This is a genomic window from Listeria monocytogenes, from assembly GCF_041765605.1.
GTDB lineage: Bacteria > Bacillota > Bacilli > Lactobacillales > Listeriaceae > Listeria > Listeria monocytogenes_D.
The window spans coordinates 569,053-594,221 of sequence record NZ_CP168900.1 but is presented as its reverse complement, the minus strand read 5'-3'; the positions used below and the strand labels follow the sequence as shown (position 1 = coordinate 594,221).

Sequence of the window (25,169 nt, the reverse complement as noted above, 5' to 3'; positions counted from 1 at the left end):
AAAAATTGTTTTTTATTTTGACACAAATTAGTAAAAATCACTTTAAATTAGACTAAAAAGTAATTTTCCTTTATAAAAGCGCCACATTTATCTGCATCCTTTTCAGAAGGTCGAATCTATGATACTATTAGCATAAAACATTTGTGACAACGTATAACTTTTGTTCCATTATTATGTAAAATGGAGGTAAATAGAATGAAATGGGAAGAAAAAAGAGATATGGTAAAAATCGCTACGTGGTACTATCACTATGGCTGGACCCAAGCACAAATTGCCAAAAAAATCGGGATATCAAGATCGATTATTTCTAAAACCTTGCAACGCGCGAAAGACTTAGGTATTGTTGAAATCTTCATTAAAGACGAAACATACTATACGGTAGATTTAGAACAAAAATTAGAAGAAAAGTTCGGTTTAGAGGAAGCTATTGTCGTCGCAACGCACGATATGTCCGACGAAGAAGCACTGAATTTCCTTGCCAAAGAAGCGGCTTATACACTAAGTAAAAGAATTGCCAAAGTAAACACTCTAGGTATTTCATGGGGAAAAACCATCCGCAAATTTGCTAATGAATTCCCTTTTATCCCGCACAAAGATTTAACAATTATTCCACTTATCGGAGGAATGGGCTCGAGTGATATTGATTTGCACTCCAATCAAATTTGTTATGATTTAAAGAAAAAAATGAAATGTCATTCCAAGTATTTGTATGCTCCTGCGCTCGTTGAAGATACAGAGATGAAAACCGATTTATCCAAAAATAAGTATATTAGCGAAGTATTAGAAGAAGGAAAAACCGTTGATATGGCTATTGTCGGCGTTTCAAGTCCTTATAATCACAGCACAATGGAAGAAATCGGCTATATTAATCCAGAAGATATTGAAGAACTACGCTATAGAGATGTTGTAGGTGATATTAATTCACGCTTCTTCACAGCAGATGGTAAAGAAGCAAACACAGAAATTAATACCCATGTCATCGGTCTTAGTTTAGAGGAACTAAAAAATATCCCAACTGTCGTCGCGCTCGCAAACGGACTACAAAAAAAAGAAGCGTTAGTTGCTGCTCTTGACGCTGGATTGATAGATGTGATTGTGATTACTGATAGAATGGCTGAATACATTCTGCAAAAAAATGATTAGTCATTATTCTTAATTATAAAATTTATAATCTCCAAAAGCTCTCTCCCACAATGGAATGAGCTTTTTTTATTTCTCTAAAAAATAAAAACATATAATATTCCATTGACGAAAAAATGTTAAAGTGTTATATTTAATTTGTGAAATACGACATTTGTCACCAATGGTGACAAATGTTACAAAATTCATTTGTTAGGATAAAATAGCTTTATCCGGAGTTTTATTTTAATAAATGAAAACGATTACTAGGAGGAACTTGAAATGACTTTATATAGACAGTTACTTGCTCGTGAGAACGAAAATAATCCGATTCGCGTTGGTGTTATCGGCGCTGGTCAAATGGGATTCGGCATGATTTCGCAAATCGCCGCAATTCCAGGTATGAGTGTCGTTGGTATTAGCGATATTCATGTAGAAGCAGCACAAAAAGCAGCAGATGCTTACAATGCCACAGCAACCAAAAAAGAAAAAATTCTATTATCTAATGACTTTAAAGAAATTATTCATTCTGATCTTGTAGAAGTGATTGTCGATGCTACTGGTGTTCCAGAAGTCGGCGCAAAAATTTCCCTAGAAACTTTACTTGCTAAAAAACAACTCGTTTTACTTAATGTAGAAATTGATATTACTATCGGACCGTTAATGAAAAAATTATATGACAGCGCAGGCCTCGTATATACTGGCTCCGATGGCGACGAACCTGCTGCAATAACTGAACTTTACGAATTTTCCAAATCAATGGGTATGGAAGTCCTTGTCGCTGGTAAAGGAAAAAATAATAAACTTAAAATCAGCGCTAACCCTGATAGTTGCCAAGCGGAAGCCGACGGGAAAAACATGGCGTCTCACATGCTAGCTGCTTTCCAAGATGGAACAAAAACAATGGCAGAAATGAACTTACTTTCTAATGCTATTGGCTATGTTCCAGACGTTGTTGGAATGCATGGTATTTCTGGTGATGTTGATTCTGTCATCAAAGACCTCGACCTAAAAGACCAAGGTGGAATTTTAAACAAATTTGGCGTTGTAGAGTATGTAGATGGCTTAGCTCCTGGGGTATTCGTTATCGTCAAAGGACAAAATGAAGGCGTTAGTCACGAACTTAGCTACCTCATGAAAAAAGGCGACCGCGATCACCACATTCTTTATCGTCCTTATCACCTAGCAAGCCTTGAAACACCTCTAACCATTGCAAAAGCTGTGTTGAACCACGATCACGCTATCGTGCCAATGGGAGCACCAGTTTCCGAAACAGTTGCCGTTGCTAAGAAAGATATTTCAACCGGCGAAAAATTAGATGGCATTGGTGGTTTCTGTGTACGCGGTGTACTGGAAACTCACGTTGATATGGCAACGAATGGTCATATTCCAATCGGCTTGATTAGCGGTGAGGTAGTAGCCCGCAGAAATATCAAAGCTGGAACATTTATTACAGACGAAGACGTTTCATTAGATGAATCCACTACTGTTTGGAAACTTAGAAAACTACAAGATGAAACATTCAGCAAATAATTTCAACTTGGTGGGAAGACAAGCCTCTTCCCACCCTCTAAGGAGGAAAAGTAAATGAATATTGTCCTTATTGCTTCCCTCATTTTCATCGCTCAGACAGGTCTTGCGTTTTTCCAAGTTAGGTATTATCAGCATCATATGAACAAAGTTGCGGATAAATATGCTGGGAAAACTGGTTATTATCTTTATTCCGAAATGGAACGACTCAAATTTCGCACAAGTGCTGTAGCCATTCTGATAGTGAATGAAAACCAGATTGTACATGAATGCCAAATTTTAACCGGAAAGACTGTTTTTGCAAAGTTCAAGACTTTCACCAACTATCATCATAAAGATTTATCCGAAATATTGACGGAACTTCGTAGTAAAAATAAGAATACAATCCAAGAAAAAGCAATTATTAAAACAGTTAACAGTTGTATGAAAGCGCTTTAAATAATTAAAAAGGAGTGTTTCCTAGTGAATTATATTGAATGGTTTGGAACAAACTTTATCGGCTTATTTGAGGCTGGTGGAAAACAGTTTGTAAGTTTTATGACGGGAATTGTCCCTCTTTTAATTGTCCTTTTAACTTTTACTTACTCGATTATTGCTTTTATCGGGGAAGAACGTGTCAACAGAGCAATCCAATTTTCTGCAAAAAACATGATTTTGCGTTATACATTAATGCCCGTTTTATCCGTCCTGATGTTAACGAATCCTATGGCTTACACATTCGGTCGATTTGTTAAAGAACATCAGAAACCAGCTTTTTATGACTCTGTCGTATCGTTTTTGCACCCTGTTACCGGACTATTTCCGTATGCAAATGCTGGTGAACTATTTGTTTATTTAGGGATTGCTAATGGTGTGGTCGAAGCTGGGTATAGCATGTCTAGCCTTGCTGTTCGCTACTTCCTGGCAGGTCTCGTGGTTATTTTAATGCGTGGTGTTATTACAGAAACAATTACGAAATTCTTAATGCGAAAAGAAAAAGTCTGAAATAGAAGGAGGCAAATAAAATGTATCAATCAATTCATGTGAATAAAGGTCAAGGTGGTTGGGGAGTTGGACTCGATATTACTCCGAGCGAACCGAGAACTAAAGTTGTTTCTATTACTGGTGGCGGTATCCATCCCGTAGCACTAAAAATTGCTGAATTATCCGGCGCCGAAGCCGTTGATGGTTTCAAAAATTCCATTCCTGAAGAAGAAATGATGTGTGTTGTTATAGATTGCGGCGGAACTGCTCGAATTGGGGTTTATCCGATGAAACGTATTCCAACAGTTGATGTTCTCCCTTCGTCTCCATCAGGGCCACTCGCAAAACATATTACAGAAGATATTTTTGTTTCTGGGGTCAAACCTGAAGATATTGAAGTTCGAGATCAAAGTGCTGACTCTGGTAGACCATTTGACAGAGAGAAATTCAAAGAAGACTATGCCAAAATTAAAGAAGACCAAAAAGAAGCAAGCGAATTAAAAGAAGGCTTTCTCGTAAAATTTTCACGCGGTATCGGGAAGGCAATGGGCGTTTTCTATCAAGCAGGGCGTGATTCTGTGGATATGCTCATTAAAAACATTATTCCTTTTATGGCTTTTATTAGTATGATTATCGGTATTATTAATTACACTGGGATTGGGAAATTAATTGCGAATACACTCTCTCCACTTGCTGGGTCACTTTGGGGGATGTTACTAATTGCGTTTATTTGTAGTTTGCCTTTTCTTTCACCGATTCTTGGACCTGGTGCGGTTATCGCTCAAGTAATTGGTGTTTTAATCGGATCCCAAATTGCGATTGGTGCGATTCCAGTTACTTACGCCCTACCAGCGTTATTTGCGATTAATGCTCAAGCTGGTTGCGACTTTATTCCAGTAGGGCTTTCTCTTGCAGAAGCTAAGCCAAAAACGGTTCAGTTCGGTGTTCCAGCTATTCTTTATAGCCGGATGATTACTGGTGTCCTTGCCGTTGTTATCGCCTGGGTATTCAGTATTGGTATGTATTAATTTTTAGGAGGAATTTGTTATGACTATAAGTAAAATTATGGAAATCGGACCACTTGTCCCCGCTTTTGAAGAAGAAAAAATCGTTATCTTATTTGGACCAACTGCTACCAATGAATTACGCGAAATATCTGTTATTCACGAATTCGAAGATGTACCAAACAATGCCTTAACCAAAGGAAATACCTTACTAATCGGCGAACAAGAATATACAATAGAAGAAGTCGGCTCAGATGCAAACAAAAATCTCGAAGAACTTGGCCATATTTCTGTTTATTTCCGCTCAGGACAAAATGAAGTTTTACCAGGAGCTGTCGTTGTTTCCCCAGAAGTTTTTCCAACGATGACGATTGGTGACAGCATTCAATTTTAAGTATAAAAATTTTTTGTGCTACATTTCACCTTGTCAATCCTCCCTGTTTTCGATATAATTACTTTTATAACGATAATGAAAATCATTTTCAATTAGGGAGGAAATACACAATGTACCAAAAGCATAAATGGGCTGCTATTTTGATGACTGTTCTTTTAGCAGTAGTATTAACCGCTTGTGGCAGTTCTTCAGATAAGGACTCAAGCAAAGAAAAGGAATCCGCAACAAAAACGGTTACTGATACAATGGACCGTAAAGTAGAAGTTCCAACAACACCGAAAAGAATTGTCGCTCTTCAAAACGTAAGCGAAATGGAAATTCTTGGCGTTAAACCTGTTGGTACAACTGATTATTACATCACTACATACCCTGAGGCAACAAAGGGGACAGAAAGTGTTGGTAATGACAAACCTAGTATTGAAAAAATCGCTAATTTAAAACCAGATTTAATTATTATTAGTGATTACCAAAAAGACCTTTTAGAGAATTTAGAAAAAGTAGCTCCTGTTTATATCACGCATTTCGGTGATACACCGGACAAACAACTTTCTAACATTGCCAATCTCTTAAATAAAAAAGCAGAAAAAGAAAAATGGGACAAAGATTATGCGGCAAGCTCCAAAGAAGCAAAAGCAACACTGAAAGATGCTGGTGTTGCGAACGAAAAAGCTGCAGTAATTCAATTTTATGGTAAAGAAATTTATGTGCACGATGCAAAAGTCTTTGACGGCTTATACTCCGGCGCAGGTTTCACACCGACAGATGCTGCTAAAGCAAACAAAGAAACAAAAGCGATTTCCAGTGAAGCAATTCCTGAATATGCAGCAGGAGCAGATCGTCTCTTTATCTTAATGCCTGCTGATGGCAACACGGATTCTGTGGATGAAATGCTAAAAGGCGTTTGGAAAGATATTCCAGCCGTGAAGAAAAACCAAGTGTATAAAGTAGATAATACGAAGTGGAGCGATTACAGTGCTGCTGCTCAACTTTATCAAATGGAAGATGCTGTAAAACAAATTACAGGTAAATAATAAAAAAGCTCGATTCTATAAACAGAATCGAGTTTTTTTATTTATTTAAGAAACCATAGATATCATTATTCACTTTGCCGAATGAAGCAATGTGGTTCTGGACGTTGGAGAATAATATAACGTACGTTCTTCCAGTATGGCTGACGCTATTGGATACGTCCCATCCGGTCACAACTCCGTGACTATTATAACTCCCTGGATCCACATAGAATCCCATTCCATAAGTTGATTTGCTTCCTTTTGTGAACATTTTCTTCAAACTTGCTTCAGAAATCAATTTTTTATCCATTAATGCTTTGTCAAACAAATACATATCCGTTGTAGGCATACTAATATCCCCTGCGCCATACAATTGTGATAAGTCTACAAGTTTCGGACTTTGGAAGATTCCATTGTCATCAATCTTATATCCAATTGATATGTTTTTGCCCCCATCAACATCTTTTTGATTGTATCCTGTATGCTTCATTCCTGCAGGTTCGAAAATGTTTTCTTGAAGATACGTCGCTAATGGTTGCCCACTAACTTTTTCTACAAGATAACCCACTACAGTATAATTAGCATCCATATAATCCCATTTCCCAGGTTGTGATTTAATTCCCCGCTTCTCAATAGCTTGAATAAGTTGATCTGGTGTCATATTACTCGTTAGTTTTGGTCGGCCAACAATACCAGATGTATGATTCAAAAAGTTCTTCACTAAAATCTTATTACCATTAGGAAAATCCGGTATATATTTCGAAACTGGATCATTCGTGTTTATTTTACCTTTTTCTTCTAATTGTAAAAGTGCCGTTGCTACAATTGCTTTTTGAGAAGATCCAATATAAAACAAAGTATCTGGCGTATTCAAAACTTTTTCATCACGATTGGCATACATGTACCCTTTTTGTATGATAGTCTCTCCATCGCGAACTACAAGTGCCGAACCACTAAAACCAATTTTTTGTAAATAATTATCAATTTCTTGATTTTTTACAATAGTTTCTTTTGGCTTTTCTTCTACTGGCTCTGGCTCTTTCGTTTCTTCTGGCTCATTAGCTGCTGAATTTTCCGATGGCTTTGTGGCAGTTGCTGCTTTCTTCTTAGTTGGTGCGGATACTGTTTGCTCTTGTTTACTTTTAAATTCAAAAATCATCCAACTAGTGGCAATAAACAGTAGAAATACAGTACTCAACACGATAATCATGTTCTTGCGTCTTCTGTGTTTACGTCTTTCGCGTCGATTCATTTCATCACTCCTGGTCTAGTCTAATCGCTAAATGACTTTCCCAAAAGAGAATGTATTAGTAGAAATTATCCCGAATTCCTAATAATACCTAACACTCCACATATATCGTAATTTATTATTTCAGATAAATCAATACGGAAATATACCTATGTTTTAAAAAAACTTTTCAGTGGTATAATAAGGAAGGATAAATTGATTAAAGCAACGACAAATTGCTATAAAGGAGACTAGATAAAAATGGTACAAATAACAAAAGGTAAATTTGATGGTTTACAAAGACTCTCCAACGAAAAAGGTGTCATTGCAGCGCTTGCCATTGACCAACGTGGCTCACTCAAAAAAATGATCCAACAAGCAAAAGGAACAGAAAATAAAAAGGATGTAGAAGACTTCAAACAACTTGTTTCTGAAGAATTAACTCCTTATGCTTCTGCGATTTTGCTTGATTTAGAATATGGTACTCCAGCAATCAAAGCTCGCCACGAAGGTAGCGGACTTTTAACTTCTTATGAAAAAACAGGATATGACGCAACAACTCCTGGTAAACTTCCTGATTTAATTGAAGATTTATCGGCACTTCGTATTAAAGAAAATGGCGGAGATGCTGTTAAAATTCTCGTTTATTATGATCCAGATGAGCCAGCTGAAATTAATGAAATCAAATATGCGTTTTTAGAAAGAATCGGGGCTGAATGTCGTGCAGTTGATATTCCATTTTTCTTAGAACCTATTACTTATGATGCAAAAGTTACTGATTCTGGTTCTTTAGAGTATGCGAAATTAAAACCAGCAAAAGTAAAAGCTTCCATTAAAGAATTCTCTAAACCTCGTTATGGTGTAGATGTACTTAAACTTGAAGTTCCAGTTAACTTTAAATATGTGGAAGGTTTTGCGGAAGGTGAAGTCGCTTATACGCAAGACGAAGCAGCTCGTCATTTTGAAGAGTGCTCTGACTTAAGCCCACTTCCATTTATTTATCTAAGTGCTGGCGTAACTTCTGAAATGTTCCATAAAACAATCCAATTTGCGAACCAACATAACGTGCAATATAGTGGTGTACTTTGCGGTCGTGCAACTTGGGCTGATGGTATCGAAGTTTATGGTAAACAAGGCGATGACGCTTTACGCGAATGGCTTCGTACGCAAGGGAAAGAAAATATTACTTCTCTTGATAAATTGCTTGATGAAGGTGCCGTTCCTTGGTGGACAAAATATGGTTCTTTCGAAGATGTACATGTAGTAGAAAAACAATAGCATACAAAAAGCCTCCAGCTAATTGAATTAGCTGGGGGCTTTTTTTATTAATTTTGATTTAAATAATTATACGCAAACTGGGCATATAGCTCGGCGCCATTTTTCATGACACTTTCGTCAATATTAAAGCGGCCATGGTGATGCGCCCATTCGGTGTCTTTTTCTGGATTGCCGCAGCCAACGAGTGCAAAACTTCCGGGAGCTTCATCTTGAAAATAGCTGAAGTCTTCGCCGCCCGTGGTTGGACGTTCAAAGTAAAGCATCTCTTCGCCGAATGATTCCGTGATTGTTTCTTGGACGAGTAGAGCGCTTTTTTCGTCGTTGATTACTGGTTGTGTGCCTTGTTTATATATCATTTCTGCCGTACCACCGTAAATAGCGGCGGTTTGTTGGGCGTAGTGTTCAATTGATTTTGCGACTTTGGCGCGTGTAGTGTTATTGAAGCAACGAAGCGTTCCTTCCAAACGAGCATTTTCTGCGATGACATTGTAGCGTGTACCGACTTCCATTTTACCGATAGTTACTACGACTGGATCAAGTGGATCTGTTTCGCGTGATACGATGGATTGGAGGTTCATAACGAACGAGGAAGCAATTACAGCAGCATCGATTGTGTCATGTGGCATTGCTCCGTGACCTCCTTGTCCTTTGAAGTCGATTTGGATAATATCTGCGGAGGCGAATGTAGAGCCGACTACACAAGATATCTTTCCACTTGGAGTTTGGGACCAGATATGAATTCCAAACACGTGGTCCACGCCTTCCATCGCTCCTTGGGCTATCATAGCTTTCGCACCCTCTGCAATTTCTTCTGACGGTTGAAAAATGAAGCGCACTGTCCCTTGTAGTTCATCTTTTACTAGAACAAGTGCTTTCGCGGCGGTTAATAACATCGATGTGTGCGCATCGTGACCGCAGGCGTGCATTTTTCCATCTTCTGTAGATTTATATGGAAGATCTTGGTTTAGTTCTTGAACTGGGAGTGCGTCCATATCTGCTCGCAAGGCAACTGTTTTCCCAGGCTTCCCACCTTTTAGGTCAGCGATTAATCCAGTCGGTTCCGTTCGACGATATGGGATGCCTAATGTATCTAATTCTTTGGCAACTTTGTCGGTAGTTCTAAATTCCTGCCATTGGAGTTCTGGATGCATGTGCAAATCACGGCGAAAAGCAATCATTGCTTCTTCATTATTTAAAACTACTTGTTTTATTTTCTGATTCATTCGCGCTTTCCTCCGTCCATTTTTTTACTGTTTCCAGTACGACTTCGATTCCTTTTTGGAGTTTGTCGTAATCCGTCCATTCTTCGGGCGCATGGCTTATACCATTGTGGCTAGGGACAAAAATCAAGCCTACTTCGGTTAAACCTGCAAAAATCATCGCATCGTGCCCCGCCCCGCTAACCATTGTTCGGTATTTTAAGCCGAGTTGGTCGGCACTTTCGGTCAATGCTTGATGAATCTCTTTTGATAAATGGGTCGGCGGTTCGTATAGCATATCTTCTATTTCGCAAGTGATGCCGTTTTTCTCTGCGGATTGGATAATTTCTTTTGTTTTTGTTAATGTATTTTGGACGTGAATTTCGTCTTTTGCTCGGATATCTACGGTAAAAACGACTTTATCTGGAATAACGTTTGCGCCATTTGGATAGACGTTGAGTTTGCCCACTGTTAATACGGTTCCGCCGCCTTCTTGGATAGCAAGTTCTGGTAGTTGACCTAAAATTTCGACAGCTGTGATCAGCGCATCTTTTCGGTCAAGCATTGGGGTTGTGCCTGCATGGCCGGCTTGTCCTTTTACTGTTACTTTTATTTCTGTTAAACCGACTACTGTATCTACTAGCGCCACATCCTCATTGGCATTTTCTAGGACTGGTCCTTGCTCAATGTGTAGTTCGATAAATGCTTTAACGGATTCTTTCGTGCGGATAGCTGTAACCACTTGATTTGCATCAAATCCTACTTTTGCCATGGCTTCTGCGGCTGTAATTCCATCTATATCTTTCATTTCATGGAGCATTTCTTTGGTAACTTTGCCAGTAATTGTACGTGAAGCAAGGAGGCCAGCGCCAAAACGAGAGCCTTCTTCTTCCACCATCGCGATAATTTCAAGCGGAAAATGTGGTTTCCTTTGTTGTTCATGGAAAACGCTCGCTACTTCAAGACCAGTAATGACACCAGCTGGTCCATCAAAAGCACCACCATTTGGCACGGAGTCGAAATGAGAACCCACGATAACTGCTGGTAAATCTGGATTGTCGCCTTCTAATCTTCCGTAAATATTCCCAATCGCATCTTCTGAAACAGTAAGACCTACCTTGGCCATTTCTTGTTTCAAATAATTGCGCGCTCCGAGGTCTTCTTTGCTATATGTAAGGCGAGTTGTCCCCTGACCCGGAGTTGCTGTATATCTATCTAAATTTTCTATGTGTTTTTTTATTCTCTCAAGATTTGTTTGCATTTAGCATACCTCCTTTTTTCTATTTTACAGGAAAGTGAAAAAAATGCTCGCTAAAACAACTCATAAAAAAAGTGATCCCTATTTTCTAGGGATCACTTAGTTATTATTTAGCGAATTGTGGTAAGAACTCTTTGTGTGCTTCTAGCATTTCATCTAAGATTGTTTTTGCTAAGTCGCCGCTTGGAACGAGTGGATTGGAAGTGAAGGCTTGTAGCGCAGTTGCGTAATCGCCTGTTACTGCTGCTTCAATTGTTAATTCTTCCATTGATTTCATTACTTGTAGCAAGCCGCGTTGTGCTGGTGGGAATTTGCCAAAGTTGATTGGTTCCGCACCGTGCGCACGGATAACGCTTGTGATTTCTACCGCACTATCATAAGGAACGTCATCAATTGCGCCATTATTACGAGTAGATACTACCATTACAGTACCTTTGTTGTTGTAAATGGAATTGATGATTTCACATGCTGCATCACTGTAATGTGCGCCGCCGCGTTTGGATAATTCTTCTGGTTTGTAATCAAGATTTGGATCTTTATATAATTCGAATAAGCTGTCTTCTAATTTTTTCACGACTTCTCCGCGAGTACCTTCGTTTTTGAAAGATGCCAGTTCTTCTTCAAGCATTGCATCCGTCATGTAGTAGTAACGGTGGTACGGACAAGGAAGCATTTTTAGATGTTTTACTTGTTCATATAAGAAGCGCATGTTTTTAATGTTTTCAACGACTTTTCCAGGGTTAGCATCTGGTGCGTAAAGACCGTCGATAACTTTTTCTGTTAATTCAGTACCATCTTTGTCGAATACGCGGTGCCAGTGCAAGTGGTTGATTCCTGCAAATTTGAAGAATAAGTCTTCTTCTGGTTTTTCTAAAACGTCGGATGCGCTTTTCACTGCTCCGATTGGCACGTTACAAAGACCGATAACTTTATCCCAGTTGCCGTAACGAAGAACGGCTTCTGTTACCATACCTGCTGGGTTAGTGAAGTTGATTAACCAAGCATCTGGGCATAGTTCGCGCATATCTTCAACGATACCAAGAATGACAGGAATCGTACGGAAAGCTTTAAACATTCCGCCTGCTCCGTTTGTTTCTTGACCAATGATGCCGTGGCTAAGTGGAATTCTTTCATCTTTAATACGAGCGTCTAATAAACCAACACGAAATTGTGTTGTAACAAAATCTGCATCTTTTAGAGCTTCACGACGGTCAAGTGTTAAATATACTTCGCAGTCAATGTTTGCTGCTTTGACCATACGTTTTGCCATATTACCAACGATTTCTAATTTTTCACGACCAGCTTCAATATCTACTAGCCAAAGTTCTCTGATTGGAAGTTCATGATAGCGTTTAATAAATCCTTCAACAAGTTCTGGTGTGTAACTGGAACCCCCACCAATTGTAACGATTTTTACACCTTTTTTCATAATATACTTACCTCCTAGAATTTTAAAGCGTTTTCTTTTCTTCTCATTCATCATAATTCATGTAATGCATTACAGGTCAAGCACTTATTTTAAATTTATCCAAACTGGCTATTTGGCGGGCTTTTTTGGTATACTAATTACAGAGCTACGAGAAATCGAGGTGTTTTGCAATTGGCAAATATACAAGAAATCGCGAAACTAGCGGGTGTTTCATCAGCAACAGTTTCCCGAGTAATTAATAATCGCGACTATGTGAGTGAAGAAACGAGAAAACGCGTTCAGACAATAATTGACAAGTTAGATTATGTTCCGAATATTAATGCTGTATCACTAAAAAAAGGTGCCACCAAGCTAATAGGCATAGTCATTCCTAGCTTTTCAGATTCACTAAATGTTTTTTTGAAAAGTTTTACAATGATGGCGCAAGAGCACGGCTATAACGTCACGTTGTTTATGACGCGGATTGATCCAGATAAAGAACTAGAGGCCTTAGAGATGCTGCGTCAAAAACAAATCGATGCGCTCGTCTTGGTCATTCGATCAAATGATTGGAAAACGATTGAACATTACACCAAATACGGCCCGATTGTCACTTGGCAACGTGTCGAAAGCGAAAAAATTCCTTCTGTATTTATGAATCAATATGACGGGTATACACTTGCGCTCGAACATTTATATGCAAAAGGATATCGAAAATTCGTGAATGTTTACGGGAATACGACCGGGCTTAATACGCAAAGTCGTATGCTTGCTTTTAAAGACTTTTGTGCGCGTTATGAGCTTGATCCGCATGAATTTAGACAGTTTTACGGGCAAGGTTCCCGGCAAGATGGGGAAAAGATTGCGCATTGGTTTGCAGAAACAGAGCATAAACCTGATGCCTTTTTGACACCGAATGATTATTTTGCGGCTGGACTTCTGACGGAAGCAAGGCGGCTTGATTATAGCGTGCCGGAAGATTTTGCGATTTGTGGTTTTGATAATATGGAAATCGCGCATTTGCTTGATATCACAACGATTCACTATCCGGTAAATTTGCAGGCTGAAAATGCTTTTACGCTCATTATGAATCAATTATTTGGTAGCAATTTGCCACTACTCGATTTAGATTTCCATTTAGTAGAACGAAAAACGACATAATAAAAGGTTTCCTCGCAAATTTGGAGGAAACCTTTTTTGTTAGTTTTTAAAAGAATGAATTGGTGCTGGGATTCGACCGCCGCGAGCAATGAAGTCCACGGAAGACTTACCGTTTACTGGCATTACTGGTGCCGTGCCGAGTAAGCCACCAAATTCGACCATGTCGCCAACTTTGGTGCCGCTTGCTGGAATTACCCGGACAGCGGTTGTTTTGTTGTTAATTACGCCAATCGCGGCTTCATCCGCAATCATTGCTGCTAATGTTTCGGCAGTGGTGTCTCCTGGTACAGCAATCATATCAAGACCAACCGAGCAAATTGCCGTCATTGCCTCTAATTTTTCAAGATTGAGCGCACCTTGTTGCACGGCTTCAATCATACCAGCGTCCTCAGAAACTGGAATAAATGCACCGGATAAACCACCGACATGTCCGCAAGCCATTACGCCGCCTTTTTTCACTGCGTCATTTAAAAGAGCAAGGGCAGCTGTTGTACCGTGTGTTCCGACCATTTCTAAGCCCATCTCTTCTAAAATATGTGCGACCGAATCGCCAATCGCTGGCGTTGGCGCTAGTGACAAATCGACAATCCCAAAAGGAACGCCGAGTTTTTCGGAAGCGACTTGACCAACGAGTTGACCCATTCTAGTGATTTTGAAAGCCGTTTGTTTAACTGTTTCAGCGACGATATCAAATGGTTCGCCTTTTACTTTTTCGATAGCGCGTTTGACCACACCTGGTCCGCTGACGCCAACATTAATAACGCAGTCCGCTTCACCAACACCGTGGAATGCCCCTGCCATAAAAGGATTATCCTCGACAGCATTGGCAAATACAACAAGTTTCGCGCAACCTAGGCCTTGTGTATCGGCTGTTAAATCCGCCGTTTCTTTAATCACTTCACCCATTTGACGAACTGCATCCATATTGATTCCTGTTCGAGTTGAGCCGACATTGACCGATGAACAAACACGCTCTGTTTGCGCGAGTGCTTGCGGAATCGAGCGAATAAGAATTTCATCGCCTTTCGTGTAACCTTTTTGGACGAGTGCGGAATAACCACCGATAAAATTCACGCCAACTTCTTTTGCTGCTGCATCAAGCGTTTTGGCAAATCCCACATAGTCAGTGTCGGCACTAGAGCCAGCTATAATCGCAATCGGTGTGACAGAAATTCGTTTATTGATAATTGGAATACCAAACTCAGATTCAATCGCTTCACCAACAGCCACTAAATTGCGCGCTTTGGTGACGATTTTTTGATAGATTTTCTTTCGAGCCACTTCGCCGTCGCCGTCCATACAATCTAGCAAAGAAATCCCCATTGTAATCGTCCGGATATCTAGCTTTTCTTCTTCAATCATTCGTATCGTTTCTAAAATTTGATTTGTTTCCATACTAGCATCGCCCCCATCCTAAAGTTTGTGCATTGCGTTGAAAATTTCTTCCCGCTGAATATGTATTTTTACTTGGAGGTCTTCACCTTTTCCGGCTAATTCTGCTTTTACTTCATCAAATTCTTTTGTGATTTGGCTAATATCGCACATCATCATCATTGTAAAATAGCCATCCATAATCGTTTGGGATACATCCACAATATTGATATTCAGTTCAGCTAATTTATTACTAACACCTGCGACAATACCCACATTATCTTTTCCAATTACAGTAAGTACAGCTCTCACATTCAACACTCCTTTAGTTCGTTAATACGTTCCATTATAGCATAAAAAATCTAAATCTTGTGAAAAAGAAAGCAAAATTACTTCGCCTGCCAAGAAGTGCAGTATGACGCCATTGGCAAACTATTTTCAAGCGTAATTAATTTACTTTGACTAAGTAAAAATGCTTTGAATTTTTCTGGCAAACCTAAATCGGCTTCTAATTCTTTTGTAATAAAATCCTTTACATAACTAATTTCCCATCGGCTATCTTGCATTTTTTCTGAGAAGATACTTGTTTCCGCACCCATTTTCCAGTTGTGCTCTTGGATGATTTCTTGCATATCTATTGGTGTGATGAATGTTCGGATGTTGGACTGCGTTTCTTGTTTGAATGCTTCGTAGGATGACTGGGTGAGCACAGCTAACATATGTGATGTTTGTTTTACATCCGTAATTCTCGTATCCCATTCCGCATAACAAACGCGTTTCGCCCACTTGCTTAGTAATTCGAGCATCAGCGTAAGCTCACTTTTGGAACTAAAATACCACGAAGCATGCGATAAAACAGCTACATCAAAAGCATCCTCTGGAAAAGTGATATCCCCTTTTAAAATATCCGTTCCTAGCTTAAAATCCATTTGCGCACCGAGCTGTGATTTCTTCAAATGGTCTGTCGCATCGCCAATGGTAAACGGGGCACCATAAGTTCGTGGTGCAATATCAATACCTTGCACAAAGCCACTAGTACCAACTGCATTCGCAAGTACAGCTGTCGTATCGCCTTGCCCACAACCAACTTCCAGCACCCGGTCCCCTTTTTTCACCTGCCAAAAATCAACAAGTTTGATGCGGTGCTCCGTTTGGGTCCGCTGAATTTCTTTGTCATTTTCGTTTAATAACATGCAATTGACTATTTCTTCTAAGTTCATGGTATTCCCCCAAAAGTAAAGAATAGATTAAAAAATCCGGGATGTTCAAAAATACCCGGAAATATTTAAATATATGACATTAATCTTTTATTTAGATATTCAATGAAATTGTTTGCATATAACTCTTTTTGTGCGCCTAAAGATATGTATATTTTTTCCATATCTTTAATATCAAAAAAGAACTCTTCGCCAAAATCAGTATTAGATACAACCACATAACCATTCATAATATTATTGCTAGAGATGACATTCTGATAAACAATGTCACCACCTACAGCTTCGTCAAAGGGGATACTATAGATACTATATATTTCCTCACCACAAATATCTCCTCCACCATAGGTCTCTAAAAACCATTTATAATCACTTGGTAATTTAATAGATAGTGCCTTTTCCGCATTATTAACCCATTCAGTTGAAGGGGCATCTTCAGAAGTACCCAAATTTACGATTTCAGCGTGTTTATTAAGCAAATTCACTAATTCATTTCTATTCATTGGAAACCTCCAGATCTATTTATCAAATACTCTTCACGTTATAAATCAAATATAATCCTATTGATTACTGATTGATATAACTATGGCTGTATTAATAATATCTATTGTAATTTAAACCGATTTCCTTATCAAGATATTGCCTGTAAGAACGATGATAATTGTTTGTATATTAAGCATTTTGACCATTTCTATATGCTCCCCCAATCAAAATAGAAAGTTACCTCCTAATGATAGAAGGTAACTCTCTATTTTACACGTCATATTCTAATTCTTTTGTCGCTAACTCGATAAAATCAAGTGGCGTCTTGACTTTTTCGCTATCAAATTGGCTTGTTCCGATGCGAAGTTCTAGCTTCACACGGTACTTCGCGGCAAATTCTTCGGTGTTGGCTTCGGCTATGCGGCTTTTGATTCGATCCGCAACTAATTTCCCGCCCGGTTCGTCTGTTAGTAATAAAAGCCCCCAAGTCGCATCGCTCTTATCTAATAAGTAAAGGACATCACTCGTGCGGATACAAGTCTCTAAAATCGCTGAAATATCTTGTAACGCAAGTCGCATTTCGTCTTCACTTTGGAATCGTTTCAACTCGCGCCAGTGACGTACTTTGATGACCATTAGTGACAACGGTAAATCATAACGGCGTGAAATACTGGAAAAGATTCGCTCATCATTTTGGAATGAAACGATATTTTTAAGCAAGGTTTCTTGGTCGATGGTTCCTAAATATAGGTTTTGCTGTTTGATTTTTGTATTTTCTTCTTGAAGCCTCGACGTATTTCTTGTAAACATCGCACTCGCTACGGTGAAAAGTGGCGTGATTATAAGCCAGAAGTAGCTACCAAAACCATAAGCGATTTGATTCGCGACAATTTCATAAATAATATAAGTCGCATAAATGAAAATGTAGAGGACATTTAAAATCAAACCAAGCGTTAAATTCGTAAAATAGGTGATAATCACAAGTAAAAAAGTGATATTTAATAAAATAATGTTTCGCAAATATTCATCCGGCGTATTAATCATAAAACCAATCGTGATGAAACAAAGCAAGATGAAAAATAAAAAGCCAATATCTGCAAATAAGTTATTCGTTATTTTTTTCATTTTTTATTTCTCCCTCACTTCCGGCTCCGGCGATATTTACGCAAGATTAGTAGGACAGCGACAACTAAGATAACAACGGATAGAAGCGCGAATGCTCCGAACACAGTGACTTCTTTGTTGTTACTGATTTTTGATCCAAAGCTTTCTTCCTTTGTATCTGCTGCTTTTTTGAATCGGTAGGAATGTATCGTGTTATCTGTATCAACAATGGCGCCATCTCCGTAAATTTTAGCTAGGTTAGCTTTTGTGGCGATTAAATCTGATCCGAGTTCTGTTTGTTTAGTGCCTGGACCAGTAACTGCTAGAATTGGGACGCCATCTGAGGTAATCAACTGCACACTACCGAGTTGTTTGCCGTAATTTTTTTCAATTGATATTTTTTCATTGGAAAGGAAGTACTCGCCTGTTTTGTTGTACTGGAAATATAGGTCGTCGTTGGCATTTTTGATAACTGGATTATTCTTCATTGTACCGACTGCAATAATGTTCGATCCTTCTTTTGGTTTTTTCCAGTTGGCGGCATGTACGGCAGTCAAGTCTCCTCTATTTCCATCATGGAAGCGGCCTAACAGATTGAAAATATTTGCTAATGAATCTGTATCTTCTGTCGTTAATTTATCGGGAACAACGACAACTGCATTGTTAAAGTCACCATTGGCAATGAATGGATATGGATATTGTTCAAAAAGCAAGTCTGTTTCTTCGCTTGTGTTTAAATTGATTTTTGATTCTGGGGTGATATACGCCCACGGGATTTCAGAATCTGCAATAAAACCACAATAGTTATTCGTTAAGATTAAATCAAAGGCAACCGTAACTGAAAAATCGCCTTTTACGTTTAAATCGCTCGGAATTTGGAACGTCAATTTGTCGCCATTAGCTTTTTTAGCGGTAAGTTTTTGGCTACCAATCGGTTTTCCGTTTACTAAAATCGTTACTAATGAATGCTCGAAATCCAAGTTTTGCGCATATCTAAAATCAAGTGATACTTCTGTTCCTGTTGATGCGCTACGGTTGGCTGGCATGCTGATGAAGTAATCTTGTGTGATATGACCAATGCCTTTTAGTTTATCGCCAGTTGTTGTTAGTTTCGTATTTTTGTCAACGCTAGTCGCTGGCGTATCGATTTTTTCGTCTGTTGTTAGCCATTTAGTATTTGTCCCGAGCTGGCTTAAGTAATTTTGGTTGGCGATTAGTTTGCCGGCTTTCTTTAGTGCATCGTTGGATTTAGAAGTGACCACGAGTGTATTCGTATTTCCGACTGTCACTACTTGGAAAAGTGCTTGTTTTTCAAGTTTATTATCGTCTTTTATTTGTGATTTGAGATCATTTGGTAAATTGTCATAGCTTGAAAAAAGTACGAGATAGTTTTTACCGTCACGCGTTTTTGCTTCCTCGTATTGACCAAAAGCGATATTTTTATCTTCTAACGTATTCGCCGCAGAAAATCCTGAAAGCCCTTCAAGTGCTGCGCCAAGTTCGGCATCGCCGGCTTTGTTTGAGACAGCTACTGCGCCTTGTTCACTTTTCACAGTATCAATTCCAGTGAAACGCTCGCCAAACTCGGCAATCGTTTTTTGGAAAGCCTTATCGGAATAAGATACGTTTACTGCGCTTGTTTTATCGAATTGCAGCCAGTTGGCAGGTGTATCGTCAATCGTACAACGACCATCAGGCAAATCAGTGTAGACAAAGCTTTCGATGGATAGAACATTTACCCCTTTTTTCAGCTTATCTTTCGGGATTTCGATTTCAATTTGTTTTGTTCCTTTGTCTGCTTTATCTGGTTTAAAAGAGTAGAACGCAACATCGTTTATTTTCAGTGTCATCGTGGAAACTTCTTTTTCGCTCAGTTGGGTAATTGTATACACAAGCTTTACGTTAGCGTTTGATACATCCCAGTAGTTTTCCACCGTGAAGTTTTGTTTGGTGGTTGTGAATTTTCCTTGGGCGGTTTTATCTGTTCCAAAAACCGTTTGATAGTTTTTATCTGCTGCGAGAACGTCTGGCCTATACAGAAATAGTACGGCGAATATAAGCAGCCCGATTACAGTTAATTTTTTCATTAGGCACTCTCCTTTTTAGAAACGCTCGGTTTTATACCATTTGGTTTCCCTTTTTAGTACGGTATCTTTTAAGAAAATAAAGAATCCATATGCGGCGACCACCATCCAAAGCTGGCAATACGTCACATACATCAACATAATAAATAACAAATTCGAAAAACTGATTTCCCCTTTTTCCGTAGTAAGTGTAATAAATGTACCTGCGATAAAAAGTAAAATGGCAAGCAACCAAAGCGCCCCACTAAGGCCAGCAAGTGTTGTATGTACAAGTCCAAGCGCATATAATACGAGTAAAACATCACTAACAATCAAGGAAGTTAATAATAAAAAGTAAATCGATAAAAAGTATAAAATATCAAAGCGAACGCGCCTACCTTCTCGTTTAAAAAGGAGTGGAACGTTTTTTAAAATTACATAAATATTGCCTTTCGCCCATCTTGAGCGCTGTTTGAACCAAACTGGTAATGTTTGCGGCTCTTGTTCCCACGTAACAGCCTTCGCTTGGAATTTGATTCGGTAACCCATCATATAAATCCGAAAACTAATCTCGGTATCTTCCGCGACAGCTTTCACGTCCCAGCCACCGATTTCTTCTAGGAGCGACCTTCTTACAATAAAATTAGTGCCAGGAATCGTGCACAGTTTGAAGAGGGCCCATCTGCCGGCCTGAGCCATCCACTGAAAACTCAGCGTTTCAATATTGATAAATCGCGTTAACCAGCTCGCATCTCGATTCCGCGTTCTAAATTTACCGATAACCGCGCCAAGTTTTGCATCATTCGTAATTTCGCCAACAAGAATTCTTAGCGCTTGCCGTTCAGGGGTGTTATCGGCATCATATATCGCTACCAGTTCCCCGCGACTTTCCGCAAATCCAATATTGAGCGCATTCGATTTTCCTTTTCCGCCTGTAATATTATCGGTATTAATAATTTTTAAAAAGCGTGTCGGATTTTTTGCTTGAATGGCGGCTAAAAGTTCCGCGCTATTATCTGAAGAATTATCATTAATGACAATGATTTCGTAACGATCGACCGGATAATCAAAAGCAAGCAGTGATTCAACTGTTTTCACGATTACTTTTCCTTCATTATGGGCCGGCACCATGACAGAAACAAATGGTACTTCCGCTGGTATTTCAGGTACTTTTCGCGCTTCATTTTTCAAATAATAAACATATCCTGCAACAATTAACACAATATTAATTAGCAAAAGTCCCCAAATACATACCACCGCGAATAATGCTAAATAATCTGCAACGACCATTTATTTCACCTCATTTCATATATTTTTTCATGTAAAGCCGGTATCCAAAGACAAATAAAACCCCAATAATGCCAAGTGAAAGTACAATAACTATCGTGAAAAAGGTATTTTGATAGCCGAAAAATCCTTCTAAGCTGCCCGCTTGCTTGACTGTTTTATTTTTCGTTTTAATATAGTTTAAATCGTCATCAAGCGTAACGGATTGATTATTGATATAAAGTGAGCCTGCACTCGATTCAATCGTATCCTTATTTGTTTTTACCTCATGATCTTGGAACCTAAAATCACTAATATTGTCGTTCGCTAGTTCCTCAGCAGCTGCTTTTAATTCTTTCTCGTTATCAAAGAAGGAATAGGTTATTGCGATATCAATCGGAAAGTTTCTCCCTTCAGTCGTAGTCGCATACAAATCGTTCGCCACGCTATACGGAGACTTTTCAAATGCACTGCCATTATTTACTTTCGTCGTATGGATGATTTTTTGATTTGGTAGCAAAATCCCGGTATTAAACGGTGCGAAACCTTCTACGCCATATACTTTATCAAAGTTCCAGTACAGTTCTGCTGTAACTCCAAGCGGTGCGACGTCATTTTCCGCGAAGAAATGTACCGATTTTTGCATAATTCTTTCAAGTTCTCCCGCTGGACTATCTCCGTATGTCACTGCTGGAACGTTCATCATAATCGTGCCATTTTTTGCTTGAACGTAGCGCAAAATCTCCGCATAATTTTTCGCCGCTTGGAAATCTTGATTGTAAAAAACAGGCCCCGCACTCACGATAAACGGAATTCCTTTTTCATAAAAAGTATCCGCCGTTTTTTTGAGTAAATCGAAATCAATAAATGGATTTACGCCCGTAATAAACGCATATTGGTTGGTGGTCGTTTTAATATCGAATAATGCTTTGAGTACGTCCATTAGAGCAAATTCACTCGTATTATCTGCCTGAAAAATTGGCGCGTATGCGTAATTCCCTGCTTGAATGCCGTATGCGGCTTGTCCATTTTCAGCAGCATCCATTTCTCCAAAGCTTGTTCCTTTATAGGAAGTTATTAGATTGGTTTCGTTCACTAGCTGTGGTTTTCCAGATAATCCAGCTGCCGTTTGAATCGTGATAGAAGCATCTGTCATTACTTTTGTTTTCAGTTCCAATTTATCTGTTATAAATGTTGGGGGATTTCCGCCTATGTATGCGATTTTCGCCTTGCTTTTGGCTAATTTATTCGTCCATTCATTGGATAAACCGTCTTTTTTATTTTGAAGTACGATGATTTCGCTTGTTTGACTTAAATCAGGATTTTCCTCCCAAGAATAAATCGTCACTCGTTTGCCCAAGCTATTTAACATTCGAAGTAGCGCGTCCATATTGCCTTCATTCTCTGTACCTGTCGCCAAACTATCATAAAAAACAACGACACCATCATCCGATTTTGCTATTACAGAATGCTCGCCGACAACGAAAATCACGAATGCTAGCAGAATACTTACAATCATTTTTTTACGCATTCCGCTCACCTCTCTTCTTCAAATAAACTTCGAGCAGAGAAGCCGCCCCAATTAACATCGTCAAATCAAAGCACACATTAAATAAGAAGTTATGTTTCGTTAAATCCGCTTCCCCGTCGCCAACTATCGTCACTAAAATCACCGCAAACCCAGAACCAATCAGCAAAACAACTAAATCAAATAAAAGCATTCCGCGAATATTTTTCTCCCGGAAATGTTTAAAAGCACTCACCCCATAACAAATTAGAAAAACAAGCGCCCATAAAATTAAAAACGTAAATTTCGCTGGAGCCAATTTTTCTTTTACATCACTATAGATGGAGAAAAAATGCGTTTTTTCTTTAAATTTATATCCTGTCGCCTTTTCAAAGTTTCCCATTTCAAACGGACGAATCGAAAAGCTATTTTGCGCAGATAAATCAAGCATTTTCCCAAATTGTTTTGGATTTTCCAAATAATAACTCAAAACGGTAACAAAATTATAATTAGGATAAAATTCTTTTTCCATCAGTTTCGAGTCTAAATCAATCATTTTATATTTTTGATAAAAATTCGTTCCTTTGAGTAAAGCAAATTCGGAATTCATTCCCATTTCTTCGAGCGATTTCTCCGGATTTTCTGAATCAAGTAGCACACCGCGCGTCATTGTTTGGTACTGATTTATCGTTACAAACTCCCCAGGAATAAAGGCGTACATCACAACCCCACTCAAGAAAATAACAAAAAAAGTAGCCGCTGCTGAAATCCGAAATGCACGATTTTTCCGGATGAAAAACACGAGTATTCCACAAACCGCAATAACAACCGCAATCGGGGCATTTTGCTGTTTTGCCGTAATTAAAATAAGGGATGCCACAAAAATCAAACCTAGCATCGCATAATCATTATATTTATGCTGATATAAAAGCAAAAATCCCGCCGAAATATACAGCATCATAATCAAAATAAGCCCTTCACTGAAAAAGGAATTAAAGTAAGCGGTATAAGCCGTATCTGCGAAAATAAATACAGTCAGTGCCGCAACCACATAACCCGGCCAGCCTTTCATTTTTGCCGTTAATCCCGCCACTAACAAATAAATCGCCGGCAAAAGAAGCGCTAATTGCAAGCCACCTAAAAAACGCACGTCAAAAACCGTTGTTGACCAAAAAAGCTTATTTAAAAGAAGCGCCATTTGAATAAAGATACTTTGCGAAGAGTAGATAGCTACTTGGTTTTCATTAAAGTACTGATAAATCCCAAACTCCTTCACAAAATGCCCAAATTGCAGCGCATCATAATTCGTATTATTGACAAATAAACCGTTACTCGAGAAGATTCGGAAAAAGTCTCCATTATCAGCCATACCAATATACGGTGGCACAAAAAGCGCTATGAGCGTAATAATAAAAACACAAATAACCGCAAATATTTGCGGTGTAAGATGGTGCCATAGCCACATACTACTGGATTTGATTTTCCCTTTCATGATGCTATCCCCTTCTTAATTCTCGATAGACCAATGTCACAAATTCGACACATTTACATTTCATTATACGAGAATGTTCCCTTTTTTTCCATGCTTTTATTCATTTTATTAAAAGAAGTTGGCTATAACTTGTTTTCTTTCCACCCTTTTCCACTAAAAAGAGTATAATAAACACAAAATCATGCTTGACTATCACGCAGCGTCATAGCTTATAGTAAAAACAGAAGGAGGAATCATTCATGCAAATAAAAGATTTGGCTGAACTCACCGGTGTCAGTGTGCGCACACTCCACCACTACGATAAAATAGGCCTACTTGTCCCACAAAAAGATGACTGGAATGGCTATCGTATTTATTCAGAAAACGATGTCGACAAATTACAACAAATTCTTTTCTTTAAAGAACTCGATTTCCCTTTGAAAAAAATAAAACAAATTCTTGATGATCCTTTTTTCGATAAAAATGTTGCTTTAGATTTGCAGCGTCACTTACTAATAGAAAAAAAGCAGCGAATTGAAACCATGCTAGCAACCCTCGATCAGACCATTAGGAATGAAAAAGGAGAAATAACAATGACAAACAAAGAAAAATTCACTGGTTTTGATTTTTCCACCAATCCATACGAAGAAGAAGCAAAAAAACGTTGGGGCGATAAAGTAGTAGAAAAAGCCAATGAAAAAGTAAATAATATGAGCGAAAAAGAAAAATTAACTTTAAAAGAAAGTTTCGACGCAGAATTTCGTCATTTAGCATCTGTTCGAGAACTTGCTCCAGAGTCAGAAGAAGCCCAACTCGCTATTGACCATTTTTTCCATTACTTGAATGACACCCACGGCAATATTTATTCCCTAGAAGCCTTCGCTGGTCTTGGGGAAATGTACGTTGCTGATGAGCGCTTCACTAAAAATATCGATCAGTTCGGTGATGGCCTTTCTCACTTCCTCAAAGAAGCCATGAATATTTATGCCAAAACCAAATAAAAAAAACCACGATTTCTTAAAAAGAGATCGTGGTTTTATGATTGGTATAACAAAGAACGGGGTAAATAGTATAAGATTTCATTAATATGTATCTATGATGTAAAATAAAGAATAAAATACATTTCAAGGGAGGAACT

23 protein-coding genes are annotated in these 25,169 nt (G+C 38.7%); 10 read left to right on the top strand and 13 right to left on the bottom strand.

Going from position 1 to position 25,169, the window contains the following annotated elements; all coding sequences use genetic code 11:
- Positions 1-195: 195 nt before the first annotated feature.
- From AB2Q86_RS02935 to AB2Q86_RS02905, 7 genes are all read left to right on the top strand, one after another.
- Complete coding sequence (locus tag AB2Q86_RS02935) at positions 196-1,143, top strand: sugar-binding transcriptional regulator (protein WP_012581862.1); 948 nt, start codon at positions 196-198, stop codon at positions 1,141-1,143.
- Between the two features lie 258 nt (positions 1,144-1,401).
- Complete coding sequence (locus AB2Q86_RS02930) at positions 1,402-2,652, top strand: NAD(P)H-dependent oxidoreductase (protein WP_012581863.1); 1,251 nt, start codon at positions 1,402-1,404, stop codon at positions 2,650-2,652.
- 54 nt (positions 2,653-2,706) lie between these two features.
- Positions 2,707-3,087 carry a transcriptional regulator GutM gene (locus AB2Q86_RS02925; RefSeq protein ID WP_012581864.1) on the top strand — a complete coding sequence of 127 codons (381 nt, stop codon included), beginning with the start codon at positions 2,707-2,709 and terminating at the stop codon, positions 3,085-3,087.
- Between the two features lie 24 nt (positions 3,088-3,111).
- Entirely contained in the window at positions 3,112-3,633 is a 522-nt protein-coding gene (locus AB2Q86_RS02920; protein ID WP_003735723.1) for a PTS glucitol/sorbitol transporter subunit IIC, read from the top strand.
- 20 nt (positions 3,634-3,653) lie between these two features.
- Positions 3,654-4,640: a PTS glucitol/sorbitol transporter subunit IIB gene (locus AB2Q86_RS02915; protein ID WP_012581865.1), complete on the top strand. Its 987-nt coding sequence runs from the start codon at positions 3,654-3,656 to the stop codon at positions 4,638-4,640.
- Positions 4,641-4,659: 19 nt separating this feature from the next.
- Entirely contained in the window at positions 4,660-5,010 is a 351-nt protein-coding gene (locus tag AB2Q86_RS02910) for a PTS glucitol/sorbitol transporter subunit IIA (protein WP_012581866.1), read from the top strand.
- 110 nt (positions 5,011-5,120) lie between these two features.
- Positions 5,121-6,041: an ABC transporter substrate-binding protein gene (locus tag AB2Q86_RS02905; protein WP_012581867.1), complete on the top strand. Its 921-nt coding sequence runs from the start codon at positions 5,121-5,123 to the stop codon at positions 6,039-6,041.
- A 37-nt stretch (positions 6,042-6,078) separates the two neighbouring features.
- Here AB2Q86_RS02905 and AB2Q86_RS02900 read toward each other — a convergent pair whose 3' ends face one another.
- Complete coding sequence (locus tag AB2Q86_RS02900; RefSeq protein ID WP_012581868.1) at positions 6,079-7,272, bottom strand: serine hydrolase; 1,194 nt, start codon at positions 7,270-7,272, stop codon at positions 6,079-6,081.
- A 237-nt stretch (positions 7,273-7,509) separates the two neighbouring features.
- On the opposite strand from AB2Q86_RS02900, the gene AB2Q86_RS02895 reads away from it, so the two are divergent.
- Positions 7,510-8,526 carry a tagatose-bisphosphate aldolase gene (locus AB2Q86_RS02895; RefSeq protein ID WP_008946969.1) on the top strand — a complete coding sequence of 339 codons (1,017 nt, stop codon included), beginning with the start codon at positions 7,510-7,512 and terminating at the stop codon, positions 8,524-8,526.
- 47 nt (positions 8,527-8,573) lie between these two features.
- Here AB2Q86_RS02895 and AB2Q86_RS02890 read toward each other — a convergent pair whose 3' ends face one another.
- From AB2Q86_RS02890 to AB2Q86_RS02880, 3 genes are all read right to left on the bottom strand, one after another.
- A complete protein-coding gene (locus tag AB2Q86_RS02890; RefSeq protein WP_012581869.1) occupies positions 8,574-9,749 on the bottom strand; it encodes a M20 family metallopeptidase in 1,176 nt (391 codons plus the stop codon).
- Positions 9,715-10,986: a Zn-dependent hydrolase gene (locus tag AB2Q86_RS02885; protein WP_012581870.1), complete on the bottom strand. Its 1,272-nt coding sequence runs from the start codon at positions 10,984-10,986 to the stop codon at positions 9,715-9,717. Before AB2Q86_RS02885 ends, AB2Q86_RS02890 begins: the two co-directional genes overlap by 35 nt.
- 103 nt (positions 10,987-11,089) lie before the next feature.
- Complete coding sequence (locus AB2Q86_RS02880; RefSeq protein WP_012581871.1) at positions 11,090-12,412, bottom strand: 6-phospho-beta-glucosidase; 1,323 nt, start codon at positions 12,410-12,412, stop codon at positions 11,090-11,092.
- Positions 12,413-12,583: 171 nt separating this feature from the next.
- Here AB2Q86_RS02880 and AB2Q86_RS02875 point away from each other — a divergent pair, with 171 nt between their 5' ends.
- Entirely contained in the window at positions 12,584-13,552 is a 969-nt protein-coding gene (locus AB2Q86_RS02875; RefSeq protein WP_003730193.1) for a LacI family DNA-binding transcriptional regulator, read from the top strand.
- A 39-nt stretch (positions 13,553-13,591) separates the two neighbouring features.
- Here AB2Q86_RS02875 and AB2Q86_RS02870 read toward each other — a convergent pair whose 3' ends face one another.
- From AB2Q86_RS02870 to AB2Q86_RS02830, 9 genes are all read right to left on the bottom strand, one after another.
- On the bottom strand, positions 13,592-14,947 hold the full coding sequence (locus AB2Q86_RS02870; protein ID WP_012581872.1) for a PFL family protein: 1,356 nt from the start codon (positions 14,945-14,947) through the stop codon (positions 13,592-13,594).
- Between the two features lie 18 nt (positions 14,948-14,965).
- Positions 14,966-15,235 (bottom strand): ACT domain-containing protein, encoded by a 270-nt coding sequence (locus AB2Q86_RS02865; RefSeq protein WP_003721327.1) that lies wholly within the window; start codon positions 15,233-15,235, stop codon positions 14,966-14,968.
- A gap of 77 nt (positions 15,236-15,312) precedes the next feature.
- Positions 15,313-16,143: a class I SAM-dependent methyltransferase gene (locus AB2Q86_RS02860; protein ID WP_012581873.1), complete on the bottom strand. Its 831-nt coding sequence runs from the start codon at positions 16,141-16,143 to the stop codon at positions 15,313-15,315.
- Between the two features lie 65 nt (positions 16,144-16,208).
- Entirely contained in the window at positions 16,209-16,640 is a 432-nt protein-coding gene (locus AB2Q86_RS02855; RefSeq protein ID WP_012581874.1) for an SMI1/KNR4 family protein, read from the bottom strand.
- A 250-nt stretch (positions 16,641-16,890) separates the two neighbouring features.
- Complete coding sequence (locus AB2Q86_RS02850; RefSeq protein ID WP_003730190.1) at positions 16,891-17,745, bottom strand: diguanylate cyclase domain-containing protein; 855 nt, start codon at positions 17,743-17,745, stop codon at positions 16,891-16,893.
- Between the two features lie 14 nt (positions 17,746-17,759).
- On the bottom strand, positions 17,760-19,811 hold the full coding sequence (locus AB2Q86_RS02845; RefSeq protein WP_012581875.1) for a cellulose biosynthesis cyclic di-GMP-binding regulatory protein BcsB: 2,052 nt from the start codon (positions 19,809-19,811) through the stop codon (positions 17,760-17,762).
- Between the two features lie 15 nt (positions 19,812-19,826).
- Positions 19,827-21,077, bottom strand: a complete 1,251-nt coding sequence (locus AB2Q86_RS02840) for a glycosyltransferase (protein ID WP_003730188.1) — start codon at positions 21,075-21,077, stop codon at positions 19,827-19,829.
- Positions 21,078-21,087: 10 nt separating this feature from the next.
- Positions 21,088-22,584, bottom strand: a complete 1,497-nt coding sequence (locus AB2Q86_RS02835; protein ID WP_012581876.1) for a hypothetical protein — start codon at positions 22,582-22,584, stop codon at positions 21,088-21,090.
- Positions 22,577-24,052 (bottom strand): hypothetical protein, encoded by a 1,476-nt coding sequence (locus AB2Q86_RS02830; protein ID WP_012581877.1) that lies wholly within the window; start codon positions 24,050-24,052, stop codon positions 22,577-22,579. Before AB2Q86_RS02830 ends, AB2Q86_RS02835 begins: the two co-directional genes overlap by 8 nt.
- A 239-nt stretch (positions 24,053-24,291) precedes the next feature.
- Between AB2Q86_RS02830 and AB2Q86_RS02825 the strand changes: the two genes are divergently transcribed.
- Positions 24,292-25,032, top strand: a complete 741-nt coding sequence (locus AB2Q86_RS02825) for a MerR family transcriptional regulator (protein WP_012581878.1) — start codon at positions 24,292-24,294, stop codon at positions 25,030-25,032.
- Positions 25,033-25,169: the final 137 nt, after the last annotated feature.